We start from the raw sequence: 21,311 nt of genomic DNA, 5'->3' as shown, positions 1-21,311 counted from the left end.
TCTCTGTTAGCTTTGACTTAGCTAACAGTTAGTATTTGCGGGTGTAATTCAGTGGTAGAATGTCACCTTCCCAAGGTGAACGTCGTGGGTTCGAGTCCCATCGCCCGCTTTTCAGTATTTTACCCCACCCTAACCCTCCCCTTGTAAAGGGGAGGGAACTAGATTGCTTAGTTTCCCACCTTTCCAAGGGGGGATTAAGGGCTCACAAGTGTAGGTTTTTAACAGAGTGATGAGTAGCGACTCTAAAAATCACGATTTAATCAGAGTTCCACCCCCCTCACACCCTTACACCCCTACACCCTAAATCAAGGTTTTTGGGGCATAACGTAAAAAACCTACACCTGTCAGGGGACTAAGGGGGGTAATTCGACTTGTGTGTACACCGTAGCCCACGGGGGGAGAGGCTTTGAAACACAGTTGCCTTTTTTCTCTGACTGTATGAAACCACCCTGCTTTCCAAGGGGGGATTAAGGGGGGTAATTGGTTTTTATAGTTTTCATCTTAAATTGGTATAAGGGTGTAAATCACTGTAGATTTGAATCCTTGACTTTGATGTATTTCATGACCTTAAGGCTTAAATTGTATCAGCCATGCTTCACTAGCCCAGCAAACGAGCAACTTCAACCACTATACTAGGCAACGCCAGTGGAGTTAACACACCTGTAGAAACACGCACAATTGACTGATATTCTCCATTTTGTGCATTTCGATGCACCCACAACTGAGTATTGACTATATCCAATACCCAATAATCTTGAATCCCGCCTTTGGCGTAGAGCTTGGCTTTTTCGTCTAAATCGTAAGCTAGTATAGAGTTTGAAACCTCAATTAGCCAATAAATGTCCTCTGGTTCAGGATGGCGTTCATTGTAGCGAGATTCTGGGGGAACTGCGACGCAAATATCTGGTTGTGGTTCACTATAATTGGGCAATGTAATTGGTGCTGCTGAGAAGATGACGGCTTGATTTTCTAGCAATTGTTCTAGATACTTCACGCCTCGTCGATATGTTGCTCGATGAATCGGAAGTTCTGGAGGCATTTCTAAAATCTGCCCATCAATTAATTCTACCTGTCGCCCTGCCAGCAAACCGCTTGCGATCATCCGATGATAGTCTTCAACTGTCCAGTGGATGAGTGTTCTGGTCATGGCAATTGTGCAGTTGGCTTGGCTATCTTTATTTTACTTCGTAATTACAAGAGTCTAACTGAACTAAGGTTCTAGGGTGTTAATCTCTGTTCTTTTATAGTCCTGGTATAGTTTCAGGACTTACGCAAAATCATGAAAAAACGAACCGCAAAGAACGCAAAGGACACGAAGTTAAGAGGATTTGAGAGGGTTATTGCGTAAGTCCTAAGTTTCTTGAGCGTCTTCTAGACTGTATTTTGCCCAAAGGTAGGCGTACTTTTTTTGCTTGATGTCAGCTAGGAATGACACCCAAGAATTTTTATGCAAAATGGGATGTCAATCATGAAGCGATCGCTCTCCGTATCCTAAATTGTCTTTTGATTGCATGACGTAACGCCAAAGCCACTATCTGAGAACTGGGAGCATCATAGCCAAGATTAATACCTTTTATCTATCAGCCGCCGTACTGTTCTTACTGACTACTCAAAAAATGTCGGGAATCGTTGTTTATACTTTTGGTGGTAATTCTAGAGGAATTGTCCCTAATAAACCCTTGCGATAATCTGTGAAAAGTTGTCTCGCCGCACGTTCAACATCACCGTTGTAGCGATGTTCTGCCAAAGCTTCTAGGTATGATTCGCCTGTGTAGGTAGATGAGTCGAGTTCGTAGCGTAACTTGAATGGTGACTCTGGTAATAAATGATTCGCTGTTATATGAATTTCATTTATAAAATCTACGAATGCTGATGCGACGAGTTGATTATCATAAGATGCTTGTCCAATATCATCACAAATTGCTAACTTCAACGCTGCGGCTTGATTTTCTAAACGGGAAGGAATTACCCCAGGCGCATCAAGTAATTCTAATTGATCAGATATACGTACCCAGCGTAAGTTACGTGTGACACCTGGACGTGCAGCACTTTCTACTACACGCCGTCCCAAAAGGCGGTTAATTAAGGCTGACTTACCAACGTTAGGAAAACCAATCACTACAGCCCTTACAGGACGAGGTAACATACCGCGATCGCGTCTTCGTTGATTTAGTTCCACACCCGCAGCTTGGGCGGCTTTAGCAATAGCCGTTACACCTTGACCATGTTGAGCATTGGTAAAATAAGGTATTTCCCCTTGACTTTTAAACCAATTTGTCCATAGCGATTGCAGTTGGGGTGTAATCATATCTAAGCGGTTCAACACCAAAATCCGCGTTTTGCTTCCCACCCATTCACCAATTTGCGGGTGGTGCGTCGCTAAAGGAATCCTCGAATCGCGGACTTCTAACACCACATCTACCAGCTTTAGCTGTTCTTTGAGATTCTTTTCCGCCTTGGCAATATGACCCGGATACCATTGGATCAGGTTTAATTTGTAGTTGTTTGTGAGAGACATATTTTTGTAGGGAGTGGGGGAGTGTGGGAGACACGGAAGACACGGGAGACAAGGGAGATAAAAAACTAATGACAAATGACAAATGACTAATAACTATTGACTCCCTTAGCTTCATGCAGAATTAGGCGATTACCTTCAGGATCGTAAGCATAAATTTCTCGTCCGTGGGAAGCGATGGAGATTTCGCCGGGTGGAGGATAGCCTAAATTTGTGAGATGAGCGATCGCAGTTTCTAAATTACTCACCTCAAAGCACAAACTTATTTTACTTTTAGTTGAGTTGGTAAATTCTGACTCATGACTCTGTTTCGGTTGAAAAATTCCCAAACGTAAACTTGTTAGTTGAAACTCTGCATAAACATTGGGAATTAAAGTACTCGGTTTTTCACTGAACAATTGGGTATAGAAATCTACTAATTTTTCTAAATTCACTGTGGCGATCGCCACGAATACTTCAGTATATCGCAAAACCATCACTATTATATTTCTCAAACTGTCGTTAATTCATCCCACTTCTATAGCAATCCTAAATCTTCTATAAACGTCTCTCTACCTTGTCTCCCTTGTCTCTTTAGTTCATTCCTCAAATAAGACTGCTACATCAAATGCTGCACTTTATAAATGCTGTAGAGACATTGTATACAACGTCTCTACTATTTTCTACTGGATTAGTTCAAAATTTAAAACATTGCAGACTTAGCTTGAGAAATTGCATTTAGCCAGGGTTTGATATCATTACCATCCGTGTGCATATTCCATCGCTTACCAGTACGTTTAAAGGGATAAACATTGTTTTCTACAGCCCAAATTAAATCATCTAAATGTTTAATAAAATTTTCACCATGTTCTACAGGATGAATTGCCCAAGTCCCAGCCGTCATTGACCAACGTTCAAAACCTTTGACTTTAAAAGTATGTGTAAGTGAATTTTCTAATGGTTCTTTGATATCCTTTTGGACTAGTGGTAAAACTTGCTTTTCCAATCGCTGGCGGTCTAAGAAAAAATATCTTGTAGAAACGTTACCTGCTTTATTCCACAACTTTTTAGGTTTAGACTTTGCCGGACGACCAGTTAATTTTTCGAGGAAACTTTTAGCTAGTGGCGGGCCGCCTTCGCAAGTAGCAATCACAACTGATGAATTTGCCTGCAACATTTCAATTCCTTCATCTATCCAAGATTTTCTAGTAGCATCTCGGTAAAATAACACATCAGAATCAACATGCAAAATATAATCACCAGTACACTGTTCTAAGGCAAAAAGATATTGATAAATGGGCGCTCCATCAAAATCTTTAACATCTATATCATCACGCCCAAAATACTTTTTTAAGACTGACCTTTGCAGTTCTTCATCCCAAGGTATTTCATCTACTCGATCAATAATTCCCTCAGTTTGCAGTTGTGCTAATTTCGTTCTTAATTCGTCTATTTGTCCTGTCTGACGTTCTAGATATTTACCAGATGGCTTACCAGGATCTAATGCTACCAGTCTTTCGGAGAATGGATAATCTAGAGAACGCATCATACTCCGAAGTATTTGATTGATGAATGGGGTATCAACAATGCACGCATTTACAGTAAAGCTAACTTTCGGCTTTTGACCAAGCGTGTTCATATTTAAATATCCTAGGTTTTGATGACAGAATTACGTAAAAATCAAGTAAAAAAGGTGATTTTTTAGAGCATATCACGCTGTAATTATTCTCTGCCATCCGGTATAAACATTAAAGCGGTTTCCCCGTAAAAATCCTACTAAAGTAATACCAAATTCTTCGGCGACAGACACCGCCAAACTGCTAGGTGCAGAAACCGAACAAACAATTGGAATTCCTGCAACTACAGATTTTTGCAAAATCTCAAAACTAGAACGTCCACTCACCATGACAATATGACGATTAAAAGGTAAATCACCACTTAGTAAGGCGTTACCAATCAACTTATCTAAAGCATTGTGACGACCAACATCTTCTTGTAAGTTCCCAATTTTGCCTTCAGCATCAAATACTGCTGCTGCGTGTAACCCTCCAGTTGCCGAAAAAATACCCTGATGCGATCGCAACTGATCAGATAAGCTGTAAATAACCTCAGACTTGACTGTTAATTCCGAAGTAATTTTTGCGTAACCCCGTAAAAGTAAAGCCTCAACACTCGCTTTACCACAAACTCCACAGGCACTATTAATATAAAAGTGACGTTCTAAAGGCTGTAAGTCTGGATTTAAGCCAGGCTTTAACTGCACATTAATAATGTTATAACGCTGCTCACCATCTACAGATTCATCTGTGCAGTAACTCATCCTATCAATATCTTGTTTACTGTTAATTACACCTTCACTAAACAGAAACCCAGCCGCTAATTCAAAATCTGCGCCTGGAGTTCGCATAGTGATAGCTACTGTACGCGATGGTGATGTCAACCGAATTTCTAAAGGTTCTTCTGTGGTGAGTTGGTCTTGTCGCAGGCGTTTTTTACCATTTTCGACTACCCAAACTTGTGTTTTAGTTTTGCTTCTTGTCGGGGGTTTCATTGATTAGGATAATAGTCACAATTATTCAGTCCTATCATTAATTAATCAAGGGTGCGATCGCGCAACATCATCAATAATTTTACAGAACATCGGGATCAATATTTAACTCCCGCAACTTAGCAGCCAGACGTTCTGCGCGTTGCTTTTCTTGTTCTGCACGTTGCGTTTCCTGTTCTGCACGCTGTTTTTCTTCATCTGCGCGTTGTTTTTCTTGCTGTGCCAGTTCTTCTGGTGTCGGCAATAACTCCCCTTGTGCTGTAAAATAGCGCAATTGATTATTCTGGACACCTAAATATAGTTCTAACTGCTGACTCCATAACCAACCTTGAGAATTTGGTTCTATTGGTTGGTATTGAGCATAAACTAATTGAAACCCTGCAAATTCTAAATTATTTGGGTCAAACCAAAAATATTCCGGTGTGCGAAAAGTATCTTGGTAGATTTGTTTTTTTAAGCCTTTATCTGTGGCTTTTGTGGAGGATGAAAGTAACTCGACAATGATATTAGGATACTTACCGTCTTCTTGCCAAATCACCCAACTTTTGCGAGGTCTTCTTTCGCATCCCCGCACGACAAAAAAATCAGGGCCACGAAATTCTTCTGATTTGAGTTGACGTTGACTATAATATATTGTCAGATTTCCAGCCGCATAAAAGTCACTGCGGTCTTGCCACCACAATTCTAAACATTGTAGTAACAAAATAATTTGGCGTAGATGTAAATCGCTTTCCAATGGTGGTTCGTCACTATATATATCTCCTGGTGGAAATATTATATCTGTGGCTGGTGGCAAATCTTGGGCAACTGACATGACTTTCTTAGGGCTAGAGTTGAGTCAACTGGTTGGAGATTACAGATGTCATTACTATCATAATCTGGTTGAATCTTGAAAATACTGAGTAGCGATCGCATTTTAACCCCCAACACTACCAGCGCGATCGCACACTTGCAACTGTGATAAATTCTTTAAAATGCCAAGCTAACCCGATATCTGCCATATTATTTTTCTAAACTAGTATTAGCAATACTATAAAAGTCTGATTGATTTACACATGCAATTACAAGAGATACAGCAGATTTCCAGTTAGTTAAGTACACAATTGAGTAATCAACGCTAGGCTAAAAGCCGATTCTGATGCTGCATTCTGTATTCTGACTTCTAGATTTTGCTGTAAGTATTTATCTCTAAATTGCCTACGAGGTAATCTTAAAATGCCCAAATGGAAAGTAGTAACGGAATTTTCTTTTAGCAGCGCCCACTACATCAAAGATTATGACGGCCCCTGTGGTCGGATGCACGGACATAATTATCAAGTCCGCATCGAAGCCACCTCAACACAGTTGCATTCTTCACAATTCTGTCCTCATCCAGTCATGGTAGCGGATTTTAGAACTTTACGTTGGGCAAAACAAGATGTCACAAAAGGCGGTCTTGACCACTGCATTTTAAATGAAGTTATGCCTCCTGAATATGAGACTACGGCTGAAATGATTGCTAAGTATATTTACGATGAAACTAAGAAGCGAGTACCGCCAAATGTACAATTAAAAGTTCATGTTTCAGAAACACCTAATAGTTGGGTGGAATATGAAGAATAATTTTAGTCCGTAGATTGTTACACATCTTTATCATTGGGCAAAGTTAGTCCCTAGTAAACAAGTTTTATCATTCTGCATGAAAGAGGGACTAATTTCTTTTTTTTAGTCTTTAGCCCCTCATTTATCCTTTTTTCGGCACATAACTTTATTAGCAATGATTTATTGTTTCTTAAATATTTTTGTTAATTAAATACATTCTTAAACCTAAAGAATTAAGATATTTCTTTTGGTAGATGGCATTTCCAAATTATTATAAGAATACCAACATAGTATTAGTAAACTTTTATGAACTAGTCGATGTAAGAGTGCCTTTCTGAAAGTTCATAAAGTTATAAATCACATTATTAATTTTTTAATAATACTTGTCTCAGCTTGTACATTCATGCCATAAGTCACTGCCGAAATTGTGTAATCTAAAAAAAGCTAGGCTAATCTTCAATGAGGTCTGATGACTCCCAATATTCTGCGTCAGCTTTGGTCTGTGGTTGAAACTGCCCAAACCATGACCCTCCTACAGCTGGATGATGCTAGCTTGGTGCAATGGTTGGTAAAACAAACCACAACACAAGTTTTCTTAGATTCCCATGAGATTGATTCTCTTGGTGACTATATTCAATCCCGGCTAAGTTTGATACGTGACATCGCTTATGAGCGACATTATTAATAAGTCAATGGTCAATAGTCCAGAGTCAAAACCATTGATCATTGACTTTTGATGATTGACTATTGAGGTAAATAACCTTCCACTAAGCAATCGGAACCAACCACACGCCAACGCACATTTTCTAAGGGCAATGCTTCGGTCATGTTAGTAAAACCCAAATCACCAACGGGAGTAGGCGCATGACTACCACCAATAATTTTAGGAGCAATAAAGGCCATAACTTTTTGTACTGCTCCTTGCGCGATCGCACTTGCAGCTAAATTACCGCCACACTCCCACAAGACACTGCAAAAACCCCGTTCATATAAGTGCATCATTGCTTGTGCGGGTGTCAGTGCGGGTAATTCCACAACCTCCACGCCAAATTTAAGTAAGATTTTTTGTAAATCAGGGTTGGCTCCAACTTCAGTTAACACCAAAGTCGGTGCTTCTTGGGTTTCCCATAAACGGGCGGTTTCTGGCAAATTGAGTTGACGACTCATCACCACTCGTAACGGATTATGCGCCCCGACTTGATGGCTAGTTAAAAAAGGATTGTCTTGTCGGACTGTATTACCACCAACAATGATGGCATCACAAGCCGCCCGTAGTTGATGTACTTCACTGCGGGCGGCTTGATTTGTTACCCAAGCACTATGACCAACAGTCGTAGCAATTTTGCCATCTAAAGTCATGGCATATTTCAAAATCCCAAACGGTTTTTTATAGAGAATGCGATGTACAAAAGCTTCATTTAGCTGCTGACAAGCCTCAGTTTCTACCCCAACTACCACCTCGACACCAGCAACACGTAAACGCGCAATCCCGCCCCCAGCTACCAAAGGGTTAGGATCAACCATACCCACCACTACCTTAGCCACACCCGCCTTAATCAATCCTTCCGAACAAGGAGGAGTGCGTCCATAATGGTTGCAAGGTTCCAGATTGACATAAACTGTAGCACCATGAGCGCGATCGCCAGCCGCCCTCAAAGCAAAAACTTCAGCATGAGGTTCACCAGCACGGGGATGAAAACCTTCACCCACAATCTCGCCATCTTTGACTACAACCGCCCCCACTAAAGGATTAGGCGAAGTGCGCCCTAAAGCACGGCGGGCAAGTTCCAAGCATCGCTGCATCATCTGGGAGTCAAAGTCAGCTTCACTGCTCATACTGTTCTGCTTTGGGGAATCAAATACCACTGGCGTTGGCGCAGCCTCTCCAGAGGAGAATCGCAATCTCAAGCCATCTTCTTGAGTGTAATTTAGCGATGTATCTACTTGAGTAACAACTGGGGAATTATCCATAAATTTTGAGCAATAATTTCAAGATTCTGCACGTTTCCAATTTGGATCTTCATACCTCAACATTAATATTTCCAAGTTACTGTTCGCTGTCGGCGTGCTTACTTAAATAACGAAATCTCCACGCCAAAATCTACACAACACTAACCAGCATCTCAAATGTAATTATATTTACCATACCTGTTTTCCTTTTATCTCAGTAGGCTCTCGCTAAAACATTACTCACAGAATTATACTAATAACCTATTTTGGGTTAATCCTATATTAGGTTTTAGTATCTAACAAAACCTTGATTGCAGTACTTGAGAAAACTCTCGTAGAGATTAAGTGAACTGTTAGAAAACAAGTAAAATTCATGTGCCTAAATCAATCTTTACTGAAAGATACAATCGATTTCGTCAATTGCTGATCAAAGCTCGCCAAGCAGCTATGCTAACTCAATCTGAGCTATCAAATAAGCTTTCTCGTCCACAATCATACGTCTCGAAGTATGAACGCGGTGAACGCCGTTTGGATCTAATTGAGTTCTTAGAAGTAGCGGAAGCCCTTCAGGTCGAACCAGAAACATTTATCAAAACATTGCTTGAGGAAAAAGAGGAGAAATAGTCATTATTATTCAATTCTCTGATTTTAACAATGCCGATCAGATTATCGGCCCCAACACAGAGTATGAATCTGAATGGAACGAAATTAGTACTAGCCTCACTAAAATGCCTTTGCATATTAAGCCTTCTGATCAGGCAAATATTAAAGGTAATCCGATTTTTGATCCAGTAGGCAGTAATCAATATATAAAAAATACATTGGTCAAACTAGGATGGCATAGTAATATCTTAATTCCAGTAGAATACAGATTCTTGGGAAAAGACGTTGATTTTGGTAAATCCGGTATTCTGCTAGAAAGCCAATTTTCTAACTATCCATTTCTTTTAAACAATCTCTTACGATCAGAGTTATTTTTTAAAAGTAGCATTCATTTTGCAGGTAACTCTACAAAGCTATTAGTGATTATTACAAAAGCTCAAATGTTTCCTGCTTCTAATAGTACTCTTTACTACGAACAAGCTGTTCAACAATTAACTGCTTTAATTAAACATCATGTCTTTGATATACCAATTAGACTAATTGGATTATTCGAGCAGAAGAATACCACCATATCAGCTATTTATACGGTATACCAAAGTACAAGATATTCTAGAATTGTCAATACGCAGATTGATTGCCAATGTCAAATCCTGTCAAGTAACGCCAGAAGCAAGCGTTATAAAATTCATATACCTTAGCTCAAAATTTAGAAGAGTTCTAACTCGATTTGTTGACTTTTCTGAATTTTCTCCGCAGTTTTTTTACCATTGCCATTGAGTTTTGGATCTATCGGAATATCTTCACCTTGCAGAGTAGCAGAAAAAGCTGCTTCCTCATACAGTAATCGCTCATACATTTCTTGTAAATGGTACTCTTCTGGGTAGATTTTAGCTTTACTTCTATCTGAGGCTTTTTCGCCAATTTGCACATCAAATCTAAATTTTTCGATGGGCTGACCTGTACGCTCAACATAATCTCGTAAAGTTTTGAGATTGGGAAAATAACCTTTTTCATCAGGTTCCCCACTGAGTCGGCGAAGTCCTACTTGATGATATTTGGGGTCTATTTCCGTACCGATAAAGTTACGGTTGTGGTTTTTGGAAACAACTGCGACTGTACCTGCACCCATATATGGGTCAAAAACTAAATCACCTGCATTAGTTGTCGCTAATACAATTCTGGACACTAAATCTTCTGGAAACTGACAAGGATGTATCGTTTGTTCTTCATGATTATGTTTCACATTGCGGAATAACCAAATGTCACCAGGATTTTTACCATCTGGATTACAGGATAATTCTCCCTTACGATTTCCTCGATAATGCTTTTTATTTTGATATTTTTGCGGAACTCTTATAGCATCTAAATTGAATATATATTCATTACTTTTAGTAAACCAGAGAATTGTTTCATGTCTACAAGAAAATTTCTTTTGAGCATGAAGTCCATGTTGTCTAGCCCAGATAATTCTATTTCTTGGCAGTAAACCACACGATTCTAATATGGGAAATAAGCGAATATCTAGGGGAATAATCGTACCTTTATCCGCAAAAGCTCCTACCTGCCAAAATAGAGAACCTGTTTTTTTTAAAACCCGGCTGCACTCTTGTAGAACATTTTTTTGTGATTCTAGATAAATATCGAGAGCTTGTCTTGCTTCGTATTCCTTTCCTAAATTATATGGAGGTGAAGATATAACTAAATCAATACATTCATCTGGTATTTCTTTTAATAGTGTTATGCAATCTCCTAAAATAATTTGATTGATTGGTAGTTTCTGTCTTTTATCCTTCAACGTTACACCTACCTTTTGAGCAAAACACTTTATTATTCAATACAATAACCCAAAATAGGTTATTAAACCACCTCACATCTATAGCAAGGGACAGGTAATAGGTGATACCATTTCACTTTAAAAATGATACAGACATGAAAGCAGCGCCTCGACTTCGCTCGGCGACCGGAATCAGAGTTGCAGAGGAAGTGATTTGTATCAGTAATTTCGTGAATTGGTATGACAGGGGTAAAAGCTTTGTGGTGTCTAAGTCTTATTATTTATCGATGTCCTAAGCAACTTGGCTACTGCTATAAACTATTGACTATTGATTTTTAATCAAAAAGAGTGAGGATTTAGGCTCTGAGCCTATGATTCCTCACTCCCAAATGTCCACTCAAGATATTTCCTCTGTAACTATTGTTCGATCGCTTTGCGCTTTTGCCACCACAAATTCAGGGGATAGTAAACCACAGGAGCCCAAAGACTGCTGAGAATAGCTGATGCTAGGGCAACTCTTTGGTAATAAGCCCAGATGTATTCTACTTTGCGATCGCCCGTCAAACTCAATTGCAACCCAAAAATTGACTCCGACAAAATTGCCATGATAAAGACAATTAAAGCGATGGAAATAAAGTCTTCCTGGATAAATCGCTGCTTCTGTACTAATCCTGTGAGTAATCCCACCAAACCCAAGGTGACGGCGTGAGTTGGATCTGGTGAAGTTAGGGCATCTTGCAGTAGTCCTAAAACTATACCTGCGATCGCTCCTTCCCAAACCGAGCGTTTGATACTCCAAGCCACCACCCAAATTAACAGCCAATTCGGCCCCAACCCCAACAATTCTGTGCCAGGAAAGCGCGTCGGCAATAACAGCAAGCATAACAGCACAGATCCAACTGTCACAGACAAATCTAACAGTTGCACTACACGCGGATGCCAACGGGCGATGGGTTTGCGATAAGCTTTAGATTTCGATTTTCGTTCCGCAGCTTTTGGCTTGTTCGATTTACGACCATTGAATGAAGGTATCTTCATTGTTGATTTGCCTGTTCTTGCTCCTTGGACTGTGGCGTTTCCTGTGGTTGGTTTGTTGGTTTAGGATACACAGCCACCCAATCTAATGACCTAATTGGTGGGAAAAGTTCAACTTTCGCCACCGATGCTGGTAGTTTCTTTAAATCCAAAGATTTGATTTTGCCTACTGCCAAACCAGAGGGAAATTTTTGACTGTAAGTGGAAGTCGAAACTAAGTCTCCGACTTTGACATTCGGCACTTTTTCATAAAATTCCAGCACCGCGTCTGCGGAAGAATCGCCCCGTAACACTCCCTTGGCAGAAGTACGGCTAACAGTCACACCCACTTGACTTTTGAGGTCACTAATCAACAACACACGGCTAGTATTCGGGGTGACACTATCTACCAAACCAACTAATCCACCCTCAGCCTTGACAATATACCCTTCTTGAATGCCAGAATTTGAGCCACGATTCAGGGTTACTTGTTGCCACCAATGATCTGCACTCCGCCCTACTACCCGCGCTGGTACTGGACGTGATGCGGCTGGCTCAGGTTGGACATAACCCAATAAATTTTGTAACTGTTGATTTTGGCTTTCCAGTTCTTGAATGCGGGTTTGCATCTCCATAAACTGGGCATCTTTGAGGCGTTCTTCCAAACGTTCTGCGGGAGTTTGCCCAGATTGTAAAAGCTGTAGAGGACTTGTTACTACTTGATAAACTTCCAGTAGCATTGCCCCTTGAGTCTGTCGTAATATCCAAGCACCACCTAGTACAAGGGCCAGCGAAGCAACCTGTAACCCTTTGCGACCCCACCAACGACGTACAGTAACCATGTATACCTATTTCTATATTTTGATAGATATCGGATTCTATTTATATGAAACCCAAATTCAAGCCAAATAGAACCCAATATCTCATATTTTTTCCTACATATTTTTAGAACGGGCGCTGAATACCCTTTCCAGCTGTTTAAAGTTTTCTAAGACACGGCCTGTTCCCAGTACAACACAGCTGAGTGGATCAGCTGCTATGTGAGTCACAATCCCCGTTTCATGACTGATTAGGGTATCAATGCCTTTGAGTAGCGCCCCACCACCAGCCAGCATAATACCACGGTCGATGATGTCAGATGCTAGTTCTGGCGGGGTTCTTTCTAATGTCCGTTTTACCGCTTCCACAATGATGGATAACGGTTCCAACATACTTTCGCGGATTTCTGGACTTTTGATGGTCACAGTGCGGGGTAAACCAGACAGTAAATGTAAACCTCTGACTTCCATCATGGTTTCATTATCTTCATTGGTGGGATAGGCTGAACCCAGACGAATTTTGATTTCTTCCGCAGTCCGTTCACCAATTACCAAGTTATGCACTTTCTTCATATATTGGACGATGGATTCAGTCAGTTCATCACCGGCAATGCGTACTGATTCACTCAACACTGTGCCTTGAAGACTCAAGACGGCAACTTCTGTTGTGCCACCACCAATATCGATAATCATGTTACCAGTGGGTTCGGCAACTGGTAGACCTGCTCCAATTGCGGCGGCAACTGGCTCATCGATTAAATATACTTCTCTTGCCCCAGCTTGAACTGCGGCATCCATTACAGCCCGTCTTTCTACCCCAGTGACACCACTGGGAATCCCAATCACAATTCGCGGTAAAATTAGCGATCGCCCTTCGTTAACTCGCTGAATAAAACTTTTCAGCATTAACTCTGCCGTATCAAAATCAGCGATTACACCATCGCGCAAGGGACGCAAGGCAATCACGTTTTCCGGTGTGCGACCGAGCATTTTTTTGGCATCTTCTCCTACTGCCAGCGCCACCTTTTCGATTTGGTCGATCGCCACTACAGAAGGTTCTTGCAGTACAATGCCTTTACCTGATACATAAACAAGGGTATTAGCAGTACCGAGGTCGATACCCATATCCCATGATGAGCGAAAGTTCCTAAACAGCCCCACGCTTCTCTACGCCCCCTATTCGCAATACTTTTTGACTATAAAAAAATGTTAGATGGAATCGTGCTGGATTCTATTACGTTTTTGATCATCAGTCTAGTAAAGTTGGTCATTTTTTGATTTATTCTTGACCATACTGACTAGATTTGTGACATCCACGTTTTCGATATTCCCTGCCCAACTCAGTATATCCGTACGGTTTTATTAGTTTTCCCTAAGTGATAGCTCAAATTAATATCGCTTGCAACGTTGTTAAGTTTGTAACACATTTTTAATCATCAGGAGCCAGAATACAGAATTCAGAATTTCCTATGCTGGAAATCAGGAATTTTGGCTAGGTAAGAATTTTTGCTTCTGCTTCCACAATTAAAGCAAAGGTCAATTCTGAATTCTGCCTTATTCAGTTCATAATTGGCTATTATGGAAAACAAGATAAATCAGTACGCCAGTACTAAAAGGTAAGACACATGACTATTAATATAGTCCACCTCATTGGTCGTGTAGGTGGCGACCCAGACATGAAATATTTTGATTCCGGTAAAACTAAATGTAGATTAACCCTGGCAGTCAACAGAAGAACACGCAACAGTGACGAGCCTGACTGGTTCGAGTTGGAATTGTGGGGAAAAACTGCTGAAGTGGCTGGTAATTATGTCCGCAAAGGTAAGCAAATTGCCGTCAAAGGTTCCTTAAAGTTTGACTCCTGGAACGATCGCCAAACCGGAGTTAGTCGTTCTAAACCTGTGATTGTCGTAGACCAGTTGGATTTATTAGGTTCTAAAAATGAGGGAGACAGCAGTATGAATGATATGTCTCCAGATAATTTTTAGTTGGTCATTGGTTATTTGTCAGTACAAAGGACAAATGACCAATGACCAATAACCAATGACAATTAATAACTAATTTGCAACGTCACCGATGCTTCTATTTCTTGTTCACCACCAACTACAGGTGTAGAAACATCTTCCGCGACTTTTGCCGCCTGGGCGCGGAAAAATACAGGTGATGGCGGGGCGCTGGCATTATTAACTTGAATGCTGACGATTTCTTTCGATTTGAGTCCTAACGCGCTCAATACAGCATTAGCTTGTTTCTGGGCATCCTGAGTAGCTTCTTTAAGTGCGACTTCGCGAGCGGTAGCGATCGCATCATCACTAGCAATAAAACTAACACCGTTAATTTGCGTTGCCCCGGCTTTCACCGCATCATCTAGTAATGTGCCGGCTTTCTCGGTAGGAATGCGAAAACTCACATTATTCACAGCAGCATAGCCAGTAATGCGCTGCACATTGTTGGTGTAACTGTAAACAGGATTGAGGCGGATACCTGTAGTTTCTAATTTCTCGACATTACGACTTTTGAGCAAAGCAACCACAGCTGATGACCGCTTGGCAGCTTCTTGCTGGACTTCTTCAGCCGTTTTACCTTGAATCTCCACTCCTAAATTCACCAGCGACAAAGTAGTAGCAATTGATTCCGTTCCTCTTCCACTCACAGTCAAAGTCCGCCATAACTTTTCTTTTTCTTGGGCTGATGCAGGTAAAGCCACCGTGACAAATAACAGCAAAGCTAAAGGTAGAGATTTCCAAAACTTCCCAGCACAAAATTGAGAACCAGACAAAGCAGTTCTAGACATAAGCTTGCACTCCTCTAAACAATGTATACAGATGCTAATAAGTAAACTGCATCGAACTATCATTCGTTAACTGTCAAGCATTAATAGTTAACAGTCAATGCGCTCGATACCATTTCTATGTTTCTACTGTGACACTGCTCTAGTCAAAAACAGGCACGGTTACATTTTTGGAAACTAAAAATCACAATAAAACTGTCACCACAGAACTAAAGTTTTACAGCCTGTGTAGGCAAGCTTGGTTCCTTTAGCCGCGACTTTATTAGCAAGCGTGCAGAATTTGAACTGTGAGTATTTAGGCTGAGTAATTACGAAGAAAAGATAAAGATTTAAGTATATATACTGTTCTGGTCTGATTTAGCCAAGCTGCATAATAAGCCCAACGATAAATACAAAATTTTTAACTAGATTGTTTACCCAATCATCGACTTAACTGGTTCTACATTCGGCATTCAAAAAATATTATTGAGTGGAATAGATCCATGCTCTTGAGCATAGCTGAACGTCAGATGCACTGGGTGCGCTGTCTGTTAACTTTCGCATGGCTCCTAATTATTGCTTCCCTATTGTACGACCCTTGGACTCCGGCTCTGATTCACTTAAATCATACTTCTACCCCACAGGAATTTGCTGTTAGCTGTATTCATGTGCAAGGTAAATGCTTACCAGAAAGAGCATATCCTTTGGGAACAACTGTGATGTGGGGAGTAATTGTACCTGCATCCATTTTTATTTTGCTAGTATTTGGCCATGAACTGTGGCGGCGCATTTGCCCGCTTTCGTTTCTGTCACAAATTCCCCGCGCTTTGGGTTGGCAGCGTTACTCTCAACACCAGCAATCTCAATTAGGAAAAGAACGCTACAGATTAGCCAAAGTCAATCCTAAATCTTGGTTGGGTAAAAACTATGCTTACCTCCAGTTTGGCTGGTTGTTTTTGGGGTTATGTGGTCGGATTTTATTTTTTGATGCCGATCGCCTAATTTTGGCATCATGGTTGTTATTTACAATTGTCTTTGCGATTACCGTTGGCTACTTTTATAGCGGCAAGACATGGTGTAATTATTTTTGTCCAATGGCACCAGTAGAAAAGATTTACAGTCAACCCAGTGGGTTATTCAGCAGCAAGGTTGATAAGAAGAATCAGCCAATCAGCCAATCAATGTGCCGCATTGTTTTGCCAGAAGGTAAAGAACAAAGTGACTGTGTTGGCTGTCAAAATGCTTGTATTGATATAGATGGGGAACGGGCTTATTGGCAAGACCTGAAAAAACCCTCAGAATCTTTTGTCCGCTATGGTTACAGTGGCTTAGTATTTGGTTACTTTATTTATTACTACCTGTATGCAGGCAATTGGGAATATTACTTTTCAGGGGCTTGGGCGCGACAAACTAACCAACTGGCAACTCTATGGAGTCCAGGACTTTATTTATTTGAACGGCCAATTTATCTACCCAAACTCATAACTGTGCCAATTATTTTGGGTGGATGTACAGCGATCGCTTATATTTTAGGACGCTGGGCAGAAACACAAGCCAAAGCCTATAGTCGTCGGCGCAAACTTTATCTGTCTCCCCACATCATTCGCCATCGGATTTTGACAATCTATACCTTTAGCATCTTTAATTTCTTTTTTATTTTTGCTGGCCGTCCTCTCATTTTATTACTGCCATCTTGGATACAGTGGATTTACAATTTACTCCTAGCTTTAGCAAGTACACTGTGGTTCTACAAAAATCTACCCCGCCATCCGCATCTTTAATAGAACTCACGCACAAAGATTTACTGTGGAGACTGGGTGTAGGGGTAAAAGGGTGTAACTCGAATTTCTCACGTATGGGTGGGGAGTGTGGGGAGTGTGGGGAGTGTGGGGAGAGAGGGGAGTGTGGGGAGAGAGGGGAGAAAGATTTCTTAACTATCCTCCCACTCCTCCCACACCCCTGGATTTCTCATAAGAGAGAAATCCAGGGTAAGGGTTTTGAATAAGTCGCCAGCAAAGTTGGTGGAGAGTTATCCAAGCGCCTTGGTTTACCACTTGTGTTCGGCGAACTTGTCGGTGGTGCGATCGCTTATATTATGTGTTCAATAAAATATTTGTGGCGATCGCAGATCAACTCAAAACCCGTGGCGAGTTAGTCATTCCCAGTAACCACGAAGGTTTAATTATGGCGATTTTCCTGATTACAGTAGCCATTATTGGTAAAGTGATTACAGGTTTGAGCGTGTTTGGTCAACCCCAAATCAATCGTTTGGCGATCGGTGTAGGGATGATTCCACGAGGAGAAGTTGGATTAGTATTTGCTGGTGTCGGCGCAGCTAGTGGCGTTCTCTCAAAATCATTGGGGGCGGCAATTATTATGATGGTTATCCTCACAACTTTTTTAGCTCCGCCTGTGTTAAGTTTCGTACTTCCCGATTCCCAAAAAGTAGCAACTGACTCCGAACAATTAATTCAAGATGAAAGCTGAGTAACTGGAGGCTAGGAAACAGAAAGGTGGCAATCAAATTATCTACTTCCTCCTTGCTGATTTCCTCATCCCTGAGTTAATGACAGGGTAAGAATTCAGGAGTCAGAATCCAGGAGCCAGAAGGTTTAAAGAATAGGAGAAATATTTGATGAATTAACTGACTAATTTACTAGATACCTCTAAATTCTGACTTCTGACTCCTGGGTACTGAATAGTGACATGACAGGAAACTTCTATCTCAGAATCTGCGTCCTCTGATATCGTTGTTTCTCTGCGATTGTGCCTATTGATTCTTAACTTTGAGAACTTAATTTGTTACCAAACTTACCTGATTAATCATCTTTATCCCAGTATGTTCATAGTGACTAAAAACTAGTAATTACCAATATTGCAATATCTTTAAAACCGAGTTGAAATTTGTTATTCCTAAAATTGTTGGCTCATTCAAAAAAACACAATTAACAAGAATTGACCAAAACCAGAACTATCTGGTTATATTTGTGTTGCCTCTCATAGTAGTTCGCGTAGAATAGCCAAGGTAGTTAGGAAATCCACAGAGAATCAAATTTAGACCTGAAAATAACTTACACTCTGTCACCTGTTACCTGTTATTAATTGTTTCTTTAACCCAAAAAAAAGTTCAGGTCAAATCTCAAAATTATTTCGTAACTGGCGCACAATTTATGCAAATTTTTGAGATATTGACTTCCATGAATGTGAATCAGGAGAAAGGATTGTGAAATTACACTGGTTACTACCCGGTACGGTTGGGATGATCTGCTTACTGTCTTCGCCAGTGTTGGCTGCCAGACTGGAGTCTTGGCGGTTTGATGCCCAGCAAAACCGTCTGGAATTTAATACTTCTGGGGGTGTCCAACCCAAAGCACAACTCATTTTCAATCCCACACGCTTGGTTATTGATTTACCAGACACAACCTTTGGCAGACCACAGTTAACACAACCTGTAGGCGGGGCAGTTCGGGCTATTCGTGTTGGTCAGTTTGACCCCCAAACAGCCCGTATTGTGGTGGAACTGGCTCCTGGTTACACTCTTGACCCCCAAGGGATAAAATTTGTCGGGATAACGCCCAGTCGTTGGAGGGTACAATTACCCAGACCCAGACTAGAGCCTGTAAATTCTTCCGCAGATAATGTTTACAACGTAGTCACCAGCCTAGACTCAGATACAAGACCACCATTGCCAAGAGTAAGCAGCACAACACAAAGCAGCACTCAAATTGACAGCTTACAAGTGACAGGGGATGGTTTTTTTATTCGGACTAGTGGCGGCAATCCTCAAATTAGGGTGAATCGGAGCCGCGATCGCTCTACAATTTTTATGGATATCTCCAGCGCCACTTTATCCACAAATTTGGCGCAGCGAGACCTCAGCGTTAACAGGCATGGCGTAAGTCGTGTAGAATTTACCCAACTCCAAACCAGTCCCCCAGCAGTTCGGATGACTTTGCGAGTAGATAAAAATAGTCCAGACTGGCGAGCAGCTAGAAGCGGTGCGACTGGTTTAATCGTTCTACCCAACCGATTTGCCAGCTTACCAAGAAATAACTCCTCTGATAATCAACCCGAATATTCTCCCCCCACTCGCCGCATTGTCAGTGACCAACCAGCCACAATTGAAGCTATCGAACTGTCTGATGATAATAAGCAACTTTTAATTCGAGCCGACCAAACCATAACTGCTAGGGGTGGCTGGGATAGAACTTCTGGGTTGTATCGCATCACGATTAATGATGCTAAATTAGCACCCCGGATTAAAGGCCCCACATTTAATGCCAACAGTCCCATTTTGCGGGTGCGCCTGCAAACACCAGACTCGAACACGGTGGTTATCTTAGTCCAACCTGCGGCGGGAATACGATTTGGGCAAATTAACCAAAATAATGACGAAGTAGCACTGCAATTACAAGGTTCACGCAGTGTTGTTACGGTTCCTGGTACGTTACCTTTTCCTTCAGATAGAGGCCAATTACCAGACCCCAATGAAAATTCTCCTTCCCGACCTCCAGTTAACACACGCCCCATCCCCAAAGGCAGAGTTGTAGTTGTGATTGACCCCGGACATGGCGGTAAAGACCCCGGTGCAATCGGTATTGGTGGTATCCGTGAGAAAGATATCATTCTCCCCATTAGCAAAAGGGTGGCAGAAATCTTACAGCAAAATGGTGTGCAGGTGATTATGACGCGTAATTCTGACTATTTTGTGACTCTTCCTGGACGAGTCCAATTAGCAGAGAGAGCCAACGCGGATGTGTTTGTCAGTATCCACGCTAATTCTGCCGGTGCTGGTCGTCCCGATGTCAGTGGTTTAGAAACTTATTATTATGACAGTGGTTTGGGCCTGGCGCGGGTGGTACATAACAGTATTCTGCAAAGTCTGAATGTCCGAGATCGGGGTGTGCGCCGAGCCAGATTTTTTGTCCTGAGAAAAAGTTCGATGCCTTCAATTTTGGTCGAGACTGGTTATTTAACTGGTCGGGAAGATATTGCGAAGTTAAGAACTTCAGCTTATCAAAATCAAATGGCAGAAGGGATTGCCCGTGGTATACTCCAGTACCTCAAACGGAGATAAATCATCATATATAGGAATCCGGTTTGATTTCTGAATTTATTTGTGTAGGTAGGGAATAGGGAATGGGGAGTCGGGAGTAGGAAAGAAGCCTGATCTGATACCATTTCACGAAATTACTGATAGAAATCGCTTCCTCTGCAACTCTGCTTCTGGTCGCCGAGCGTTCGCGCAGCGTCTCCGTCAGGAGAAGTCGAGGCGCTACTTGCATATCCGTATCATTTTTAAAGTGAAATGGTATGAGTGTACTGATTTTTTTCCCAAATCAAATATGACTCCTATAGCAATCCGGTTTGATGTCCAAATTTACTTTTGTGGGCAGGGAGTGGGGAGTAGATTTTTTGTAATTCATTGAGGAATGCGATAGTTAGCAAATTTTAGTAGAAATACTTAACTAATCCGATGAATAACTCATAGTTTTGTCTGCTTCATCGTCATCTTGCTGATACCCAGCAAAATCTGACTGTAATATCACTGATGAAAATGATCGGTTCTCACTTTTTGAGTGAGAACTAATTTTTTAGTACTAGTAGATACATTTACATATCGCTTTCTGCTCAAAATGCTAAATTAAATGTCACCAGATTTCCCGTAGTTAGTTGATAGTAGCAATAACTTTTTGGGTACATTGATAATCAGCCATCAAACAACTCAAAACTAATTCCTACTGATTTTACGTATATTG

At 41.2% G+C, this 21,311-nt stretch carries 19 protein-coding genes, 1 tRNA gene and 1 pseudogene; 9 read left to right on the top strand and 12 right to left on the bottom strand.

The features are described 5' to 3' along the window. Positions 1-37 precede the first annotated feature (37 nt). Positions 38-109, top strand: a tRNA-Gly gene (locus H6G77_RS16675). 489 nt (positions 110-598) lie between these two features. Here the strand turns inward: H6G77_RS16675 and H6G77_RS16670 are convergent. The 6 genes from H6G77_RS16670 to H6G77_RS16645 all read right to left on the bottom strand — a co-directional run bounded on the left by H6G77_RS16670 (position 599) and on the right by H6G77_RS16645 (position 5,856). Then, on the bottom strand, positions 599-1,147 hold the full coding sequence (locus H6G77_RS16670) for a Uma2 family endonuclease (protein WP_190872166.1): 549 nt from the start codon (positions 1,145-1,147) through the stop codon (positions 599-601). 486 nt (positions 1,148-1,633) lie between these two features. Next, a complete protein-coding gene (gene ylqF / locus H6G77_RS16665; protein ID WP_190872165.1) occupies positions 1,634-2,518 on the bottom strand; it encodes a ribosome biogenesis GTPase YlqF in 885 nt (294 codons plus the stop codon). 86 nt (positions 2,519-2,604) lie between these two features. Then, positions 2,605-2,991: a VOC family protein gene (locus H6G77_RS16660; RefSeq protein ID WP_190594482.1), complete on the bottom strand. Its 387-nt coding sequence runs from the start codon at positions 2,989-2,991 to the stop codon at positions 2,605-2,607. A gap of 206 nt (positions 2,992-3,197) precedes the next feature. Beyond that, positions 3,198-4,133, bottom strand: a complete 936-nt coding sequence (locus H6G77_RS16655) for a glycosyltransferase family A protein (RefSeq protein WP_190872164.1) — start codon at positions 4,131-4,133, stop codon at positions 3,198-3,200. A gap of 72 nt (positions 4,134-4,205) precedes the next feature. Next, positions 4,206-5,045 carry a formate dehydrogenase accessory sulfurtransferase FdhD gene (gene fdhD, locus H6G77_RS16650; protein ID WP_190673297.1) on the bottom strand — a complete coding sequence of 280 codons (840 nt, stop codon included), beginning with the start codon at positions 5,043-5,045 and terminating at the stop codon, positions 4,206-4,208. Between the two features lie 79 nt (positions 5,046-5,124). Then, the gene (locus tag H6G77_RS16645; RefSeq protein ID WP_190594485.1) at positions 5,125-5,856 is read right to left on the bottom strand and encodes a Uma2 family endonuclease; all 732 of its coding nucleotides are present in this window, start codon (positions 5,854-5,856) and stop codon (positions 5,125-5,127) included. Between the two features lie 401 nt (positions 5,857-6,257). On the opposite strand from H6G77_RS16645, the gene H6G77_RS16640 reads away from it, so the two are divergent. After that, the gene (locus tag H6G77_RS16640) at positions 6,258-6,644 is read left to right on the top strand and encodes a 6-carboxytetrahydropterin synthase (RefSeq protein WP_190594486.1); all 387 of its coding nucleotides are present in this window, start codon (positions 6,258-6,260) and stop codon (positions 6,642-6,644) included. A gap of 448 nt (positions 6,645-7,092) precedes the next feature. Continuing rightward, positions 7,093-7,308: a hypothetical protein gene (locus tag H6G77_RS16635; protein ID WP_062296670.1), complete on the top strand. Its 216-nt coding sequence runs from the start codon at positions 7,093-7,095 to the stop codon at positions 7,306-7,308. A 59-nt stretch (positions 7,309-7,367) separates the two neighbouring features. On the opposite strand, the gene ribD is transcribed toward H6G77_RS16635, so the two are convergent. Next, complete coding sequence (gene ribD, locus H6G77_RS16630; RefSeq protein WP_190872163.1) at positions 7,368-8,594, bottom strand: bifunctional diaminohydroxyphosphoribosylaminopyrimidine deaminase/5-amino-6-(5-phosphoribosylamino)uracil reductase RibD; 1,227 nt, start codon at positions 8,592-8,594, stop codon at positions 7,368-7,370. A gap of 354 nt (positions 8,595-8,948) precedes the next feature. On the opposite strand from ribD, the gene H6G77_RS16625 reads away from it, so the two are divergent. Both H6G77_RS16625 and H6G77_RS16620 read left to right on the top strand, forming a co-directional pair. After that, positions 8,949-9,197, top strand: coding sequence for a helix-turn-helix domain-containing protein (locus H6G77_RS16625; protein ID WP_190594488.1), 249 nt, complete (start codon positions 8,949-8,951; stop codon positions 9,195-9,197). Positions 9,198-9,301: 104 nt separating this feature from the next. Then, positions 9,302-9,874: a restriction endonuclease gene (locus H6G77_RS16620; protein ID WP_199331537.1), complete on the top strand. Its 573-nt coding sequence runs from the start codon at positions 9,302-9,304 to the stop codon at positions 9,872-9,874. An 8-nt stretch (positions 9,875-9,882) separates the two neighbouring features. On the opposite strand, the gene H6G77_RS16615 is transcribed toward H6G77_RS16620, so the two are convergent. From H6G77_RS16615 to H6G77_RS16600, 4 genes are all read right to left on the bottom strand, one after another. Further along, a complete protein-coding gene (locus H6G77_RS16615; RefSeq protein WP_190594489.1) occupies positions 9,883-10,971 on the bottom strand; it encodes a site-specific DNA-methyltransferase in 1,089 nt (362 codons plus the stop codon). Positions 10,972-11,367: 396 nt separating this feature from the next. Continuing rightward, positions 11,368-11,988, bottom strand: a complete 621-nt coding sequence (gene mreD / locus H6G77_RS16610; protein WP_062296673.1) for a rod shape-determining protein MreD — start codon at positions 11,986-11,988, stop codon at positions 11,368-11,370. Continuing rightward, entirely contained in the window at positions 11,985-12,806 is an 822-nt protein-coding gene (gene mreC / locus H6G77_RS16605) for a rod shape-determining protein MreC (protein ID WP_190594490.1), read from the bottom strand. Before mreC ends, mreD begins: the two co-directional genes overlap by 4 nt. Before the next feature lie 93 nt (positions 12,807-12,899). Then, positions 12,900-13,907, bottom strand: a complete 1,008-nt coding sequence (locus tag H6G77_RS16600) for a rod shape-determining protein (RefSeq protein ID WP_190594496.1) — start codon at positions 13,905-13,907, stop codon at positions 12,900-12,902. A gap of 500 nt (positions 13,908-14,407) precedes the next feature. On the opposite strand from H6G77_RS16600, the gene H6G77_RS16595 reads away from it, so the two are divergent. Beyond that, a complete protein-coding gene (locus tag H6G77_RS16595) occupies positions 14,408-14,770 on the top strand; it encodes a single-stranded DNA-binding protein (protein ID WP_190872162.1) in 363 nt (120 codons plus the stop codon). 62 nt (positions 14,771-14,832) lie between these two features. Here the strand turns inward: H6G77_RS16595 and H6G77_RS16590 are convergent, their stop codons facing one another. Further along, positions 14,833-15,576: an SIMPL domain-containing protein gene (locus H6G77_RS16590; RefSeq protein ID WP_190594492.1), complete on the bottom strand. Its 744-nt coding sequence runs from the start codon at positions 15,574-15,576 to the stop codon at positions 14,833-14,835. Positions 15,577-16,055: 479 nt separating this feature from the next. Here H6G77_RS16590 and H6G77_RS16585 point away from each other — a divergent pair, with 479 nt between their 5' ends. The 3 genes and pseudogenes from H6G77_RS16585 to H6G77_RS16575 all read left to right on the top strand — a co-directional run bounded on the left by H6G77_RS16585 (position 16,056) and on the right by H6G77_RS16575 (position 20,629). Beyond that, entirely contained in the window at positions 16,056-17,333 is a 1,278-nt protein-coding gene (locus tag H6G77_RS16585) for a 4Fe-4S binding protein (protein WP_190872161.1), read from the top strand. A gap of 316 nt (positions 17,334-17,649) precedes the next feature. Then, positions 17,650-18,039: pseudogene (locus H6G77_RS16580) on the top strand (cation:proton antiporter); the annotation flags it as partial. 736 nt (positions 18,040-18,775) lie between these two features. Then, the gene (locus H6G77_RS16575) at positions 18,776-20,629 is read left to right on the top strand and encodes an N-acetylmuramoyl-L-alanine amidase (RefSeq protein ID WP_190595079.1); all 1,854 of its coding nucleotides are present in this window, start codon (positions 18,776-18,778) and stop codon (positions 20,627-20,629) included. Positions 20,630-21,311 lie beyond the last annotated feature (682 nt).

The organism is Aulosira sp. FACHB-615, assembly GCF_014698045.1.
Classification (GTDB): Bacteria; Cyanobacteriota; Cyanobacteriia; order Cyanobacteriales; family Nostocaceae; genus Nostoc_B.
Note: the sequence above shows the minus strand (reverse complement) of the source record. Positions and strands in the feature narration are given on the sequence as shown.

Bases quoted from the DNA above. Each gene is read 5' to 3' on its own strand.
- mreC (WP_190594490.1), bottom strand. From the start codon at position 12,806: ATGGTTACTGTACGTCGTTGGTGGGGTCGCAAAGGGTTACAGGTTGCT.
- H6G77_RS16655 (WP_190872164.1), bottom strand. From the start codon at position 4,133: ATGAACACGCTTGGTCAAAAGCCGAAAGTTAGCTTTACTGTAAATGCG.
- H6G77_RS16595 (WP_190872162.1), top strand. From the start codon at position 14,408: ATGACTATTAATATAGTCCACCTCATTGGTCGTGTAGGTGGCGACCCA.
- H6G77_RS16645 (WP_190594485.1), bottom strand. From the start codon at position 5,856: ATGTCAGTTGCCCAAGATTTGCCACCAGCCACAGATATAATATTTCCA.
- fdhD (WP_190673297.1), bottom strand. From the start codon at position 5,045: ATGAAACCCCCGACAAGAAGCAAAACTAAAACACAAGTTTGGGTAGTC.
- H6G77_RS16670 (WP_190872166.1), bottom strand. From the start codon at position 1,147: ATGACCAGAACACTCATCCACTGGACAGTTGAAGACTATCATCGGATG.
- mreD (WP_062296673.1), bottom strand. From the start codon at position 11,988: ATGAAGATACCTTCATTCAATGGTCGTAAATCGAACAAGCCAAAAGCT.
- H6G77_RS16585 (WP_190872161.1), top strand. From the start codon at position 16,056: ATGCTCTTGAGCATAGCTGAACGTCAGATGCACTGGGTGCGCTGTCTG.
- H6G77_RS16600 (WP_190594496.1), bottom strand. From the start codon at position 13,907: ATGGGTATCGACCTCGGTACTGCTAATACCCTTGTTTATGTATCAGGT.
- ribD (WP_190872163.1), bottom strand. From the start codon at position 8,594: ATGGATAATTCCCCAGTTGTTACTCAAGTAGATACATCGCTAAATTAC.
- H6G77_RS16590 (WP_190594492.1), bottom strand. From the start codon at position 15,576: ATGTCTAGAACTGCTTTGTCTGGTTCTCAATTTTGTGCTGGGAAGTTT.
- ylqF (WP_190872165.1), bottom strand. From the start codon at position 2,518: ATGTCTCTCACAAACAACTACAAATTAAACCTGATCCAATGGTATCCG.
- H6G77_RS16620 (WP_199331537.1), top strand. From the start codon at position 9,302: ATGCCTTTGCATATTAAGCCTTCTGATCAGGCAAATATTAAAGGTAAT.
- H6G77_RS16635 (WP_062296670.1), top strand. From the start codon at position 7,093: ATGACTCCCAATATTCTGCGTCAGCTTTGGTCTGTGGTTGAAACTGCC.
- H6G77_RS16660 (WP_190594482.1), bottom strand. From the start codon at position 2,991: ATGGTTTTGCGATATACTGAAGTATTCGTGGCGATCGCCACAGTGAAT.
- H6G77_RS16640 (WP_190594486.1), top strand. From the start codon at position 6,258: ATGCCCAAATGGAAAGTAGTAACGGAATTTTCTTTTAGCAGCGCCCAC.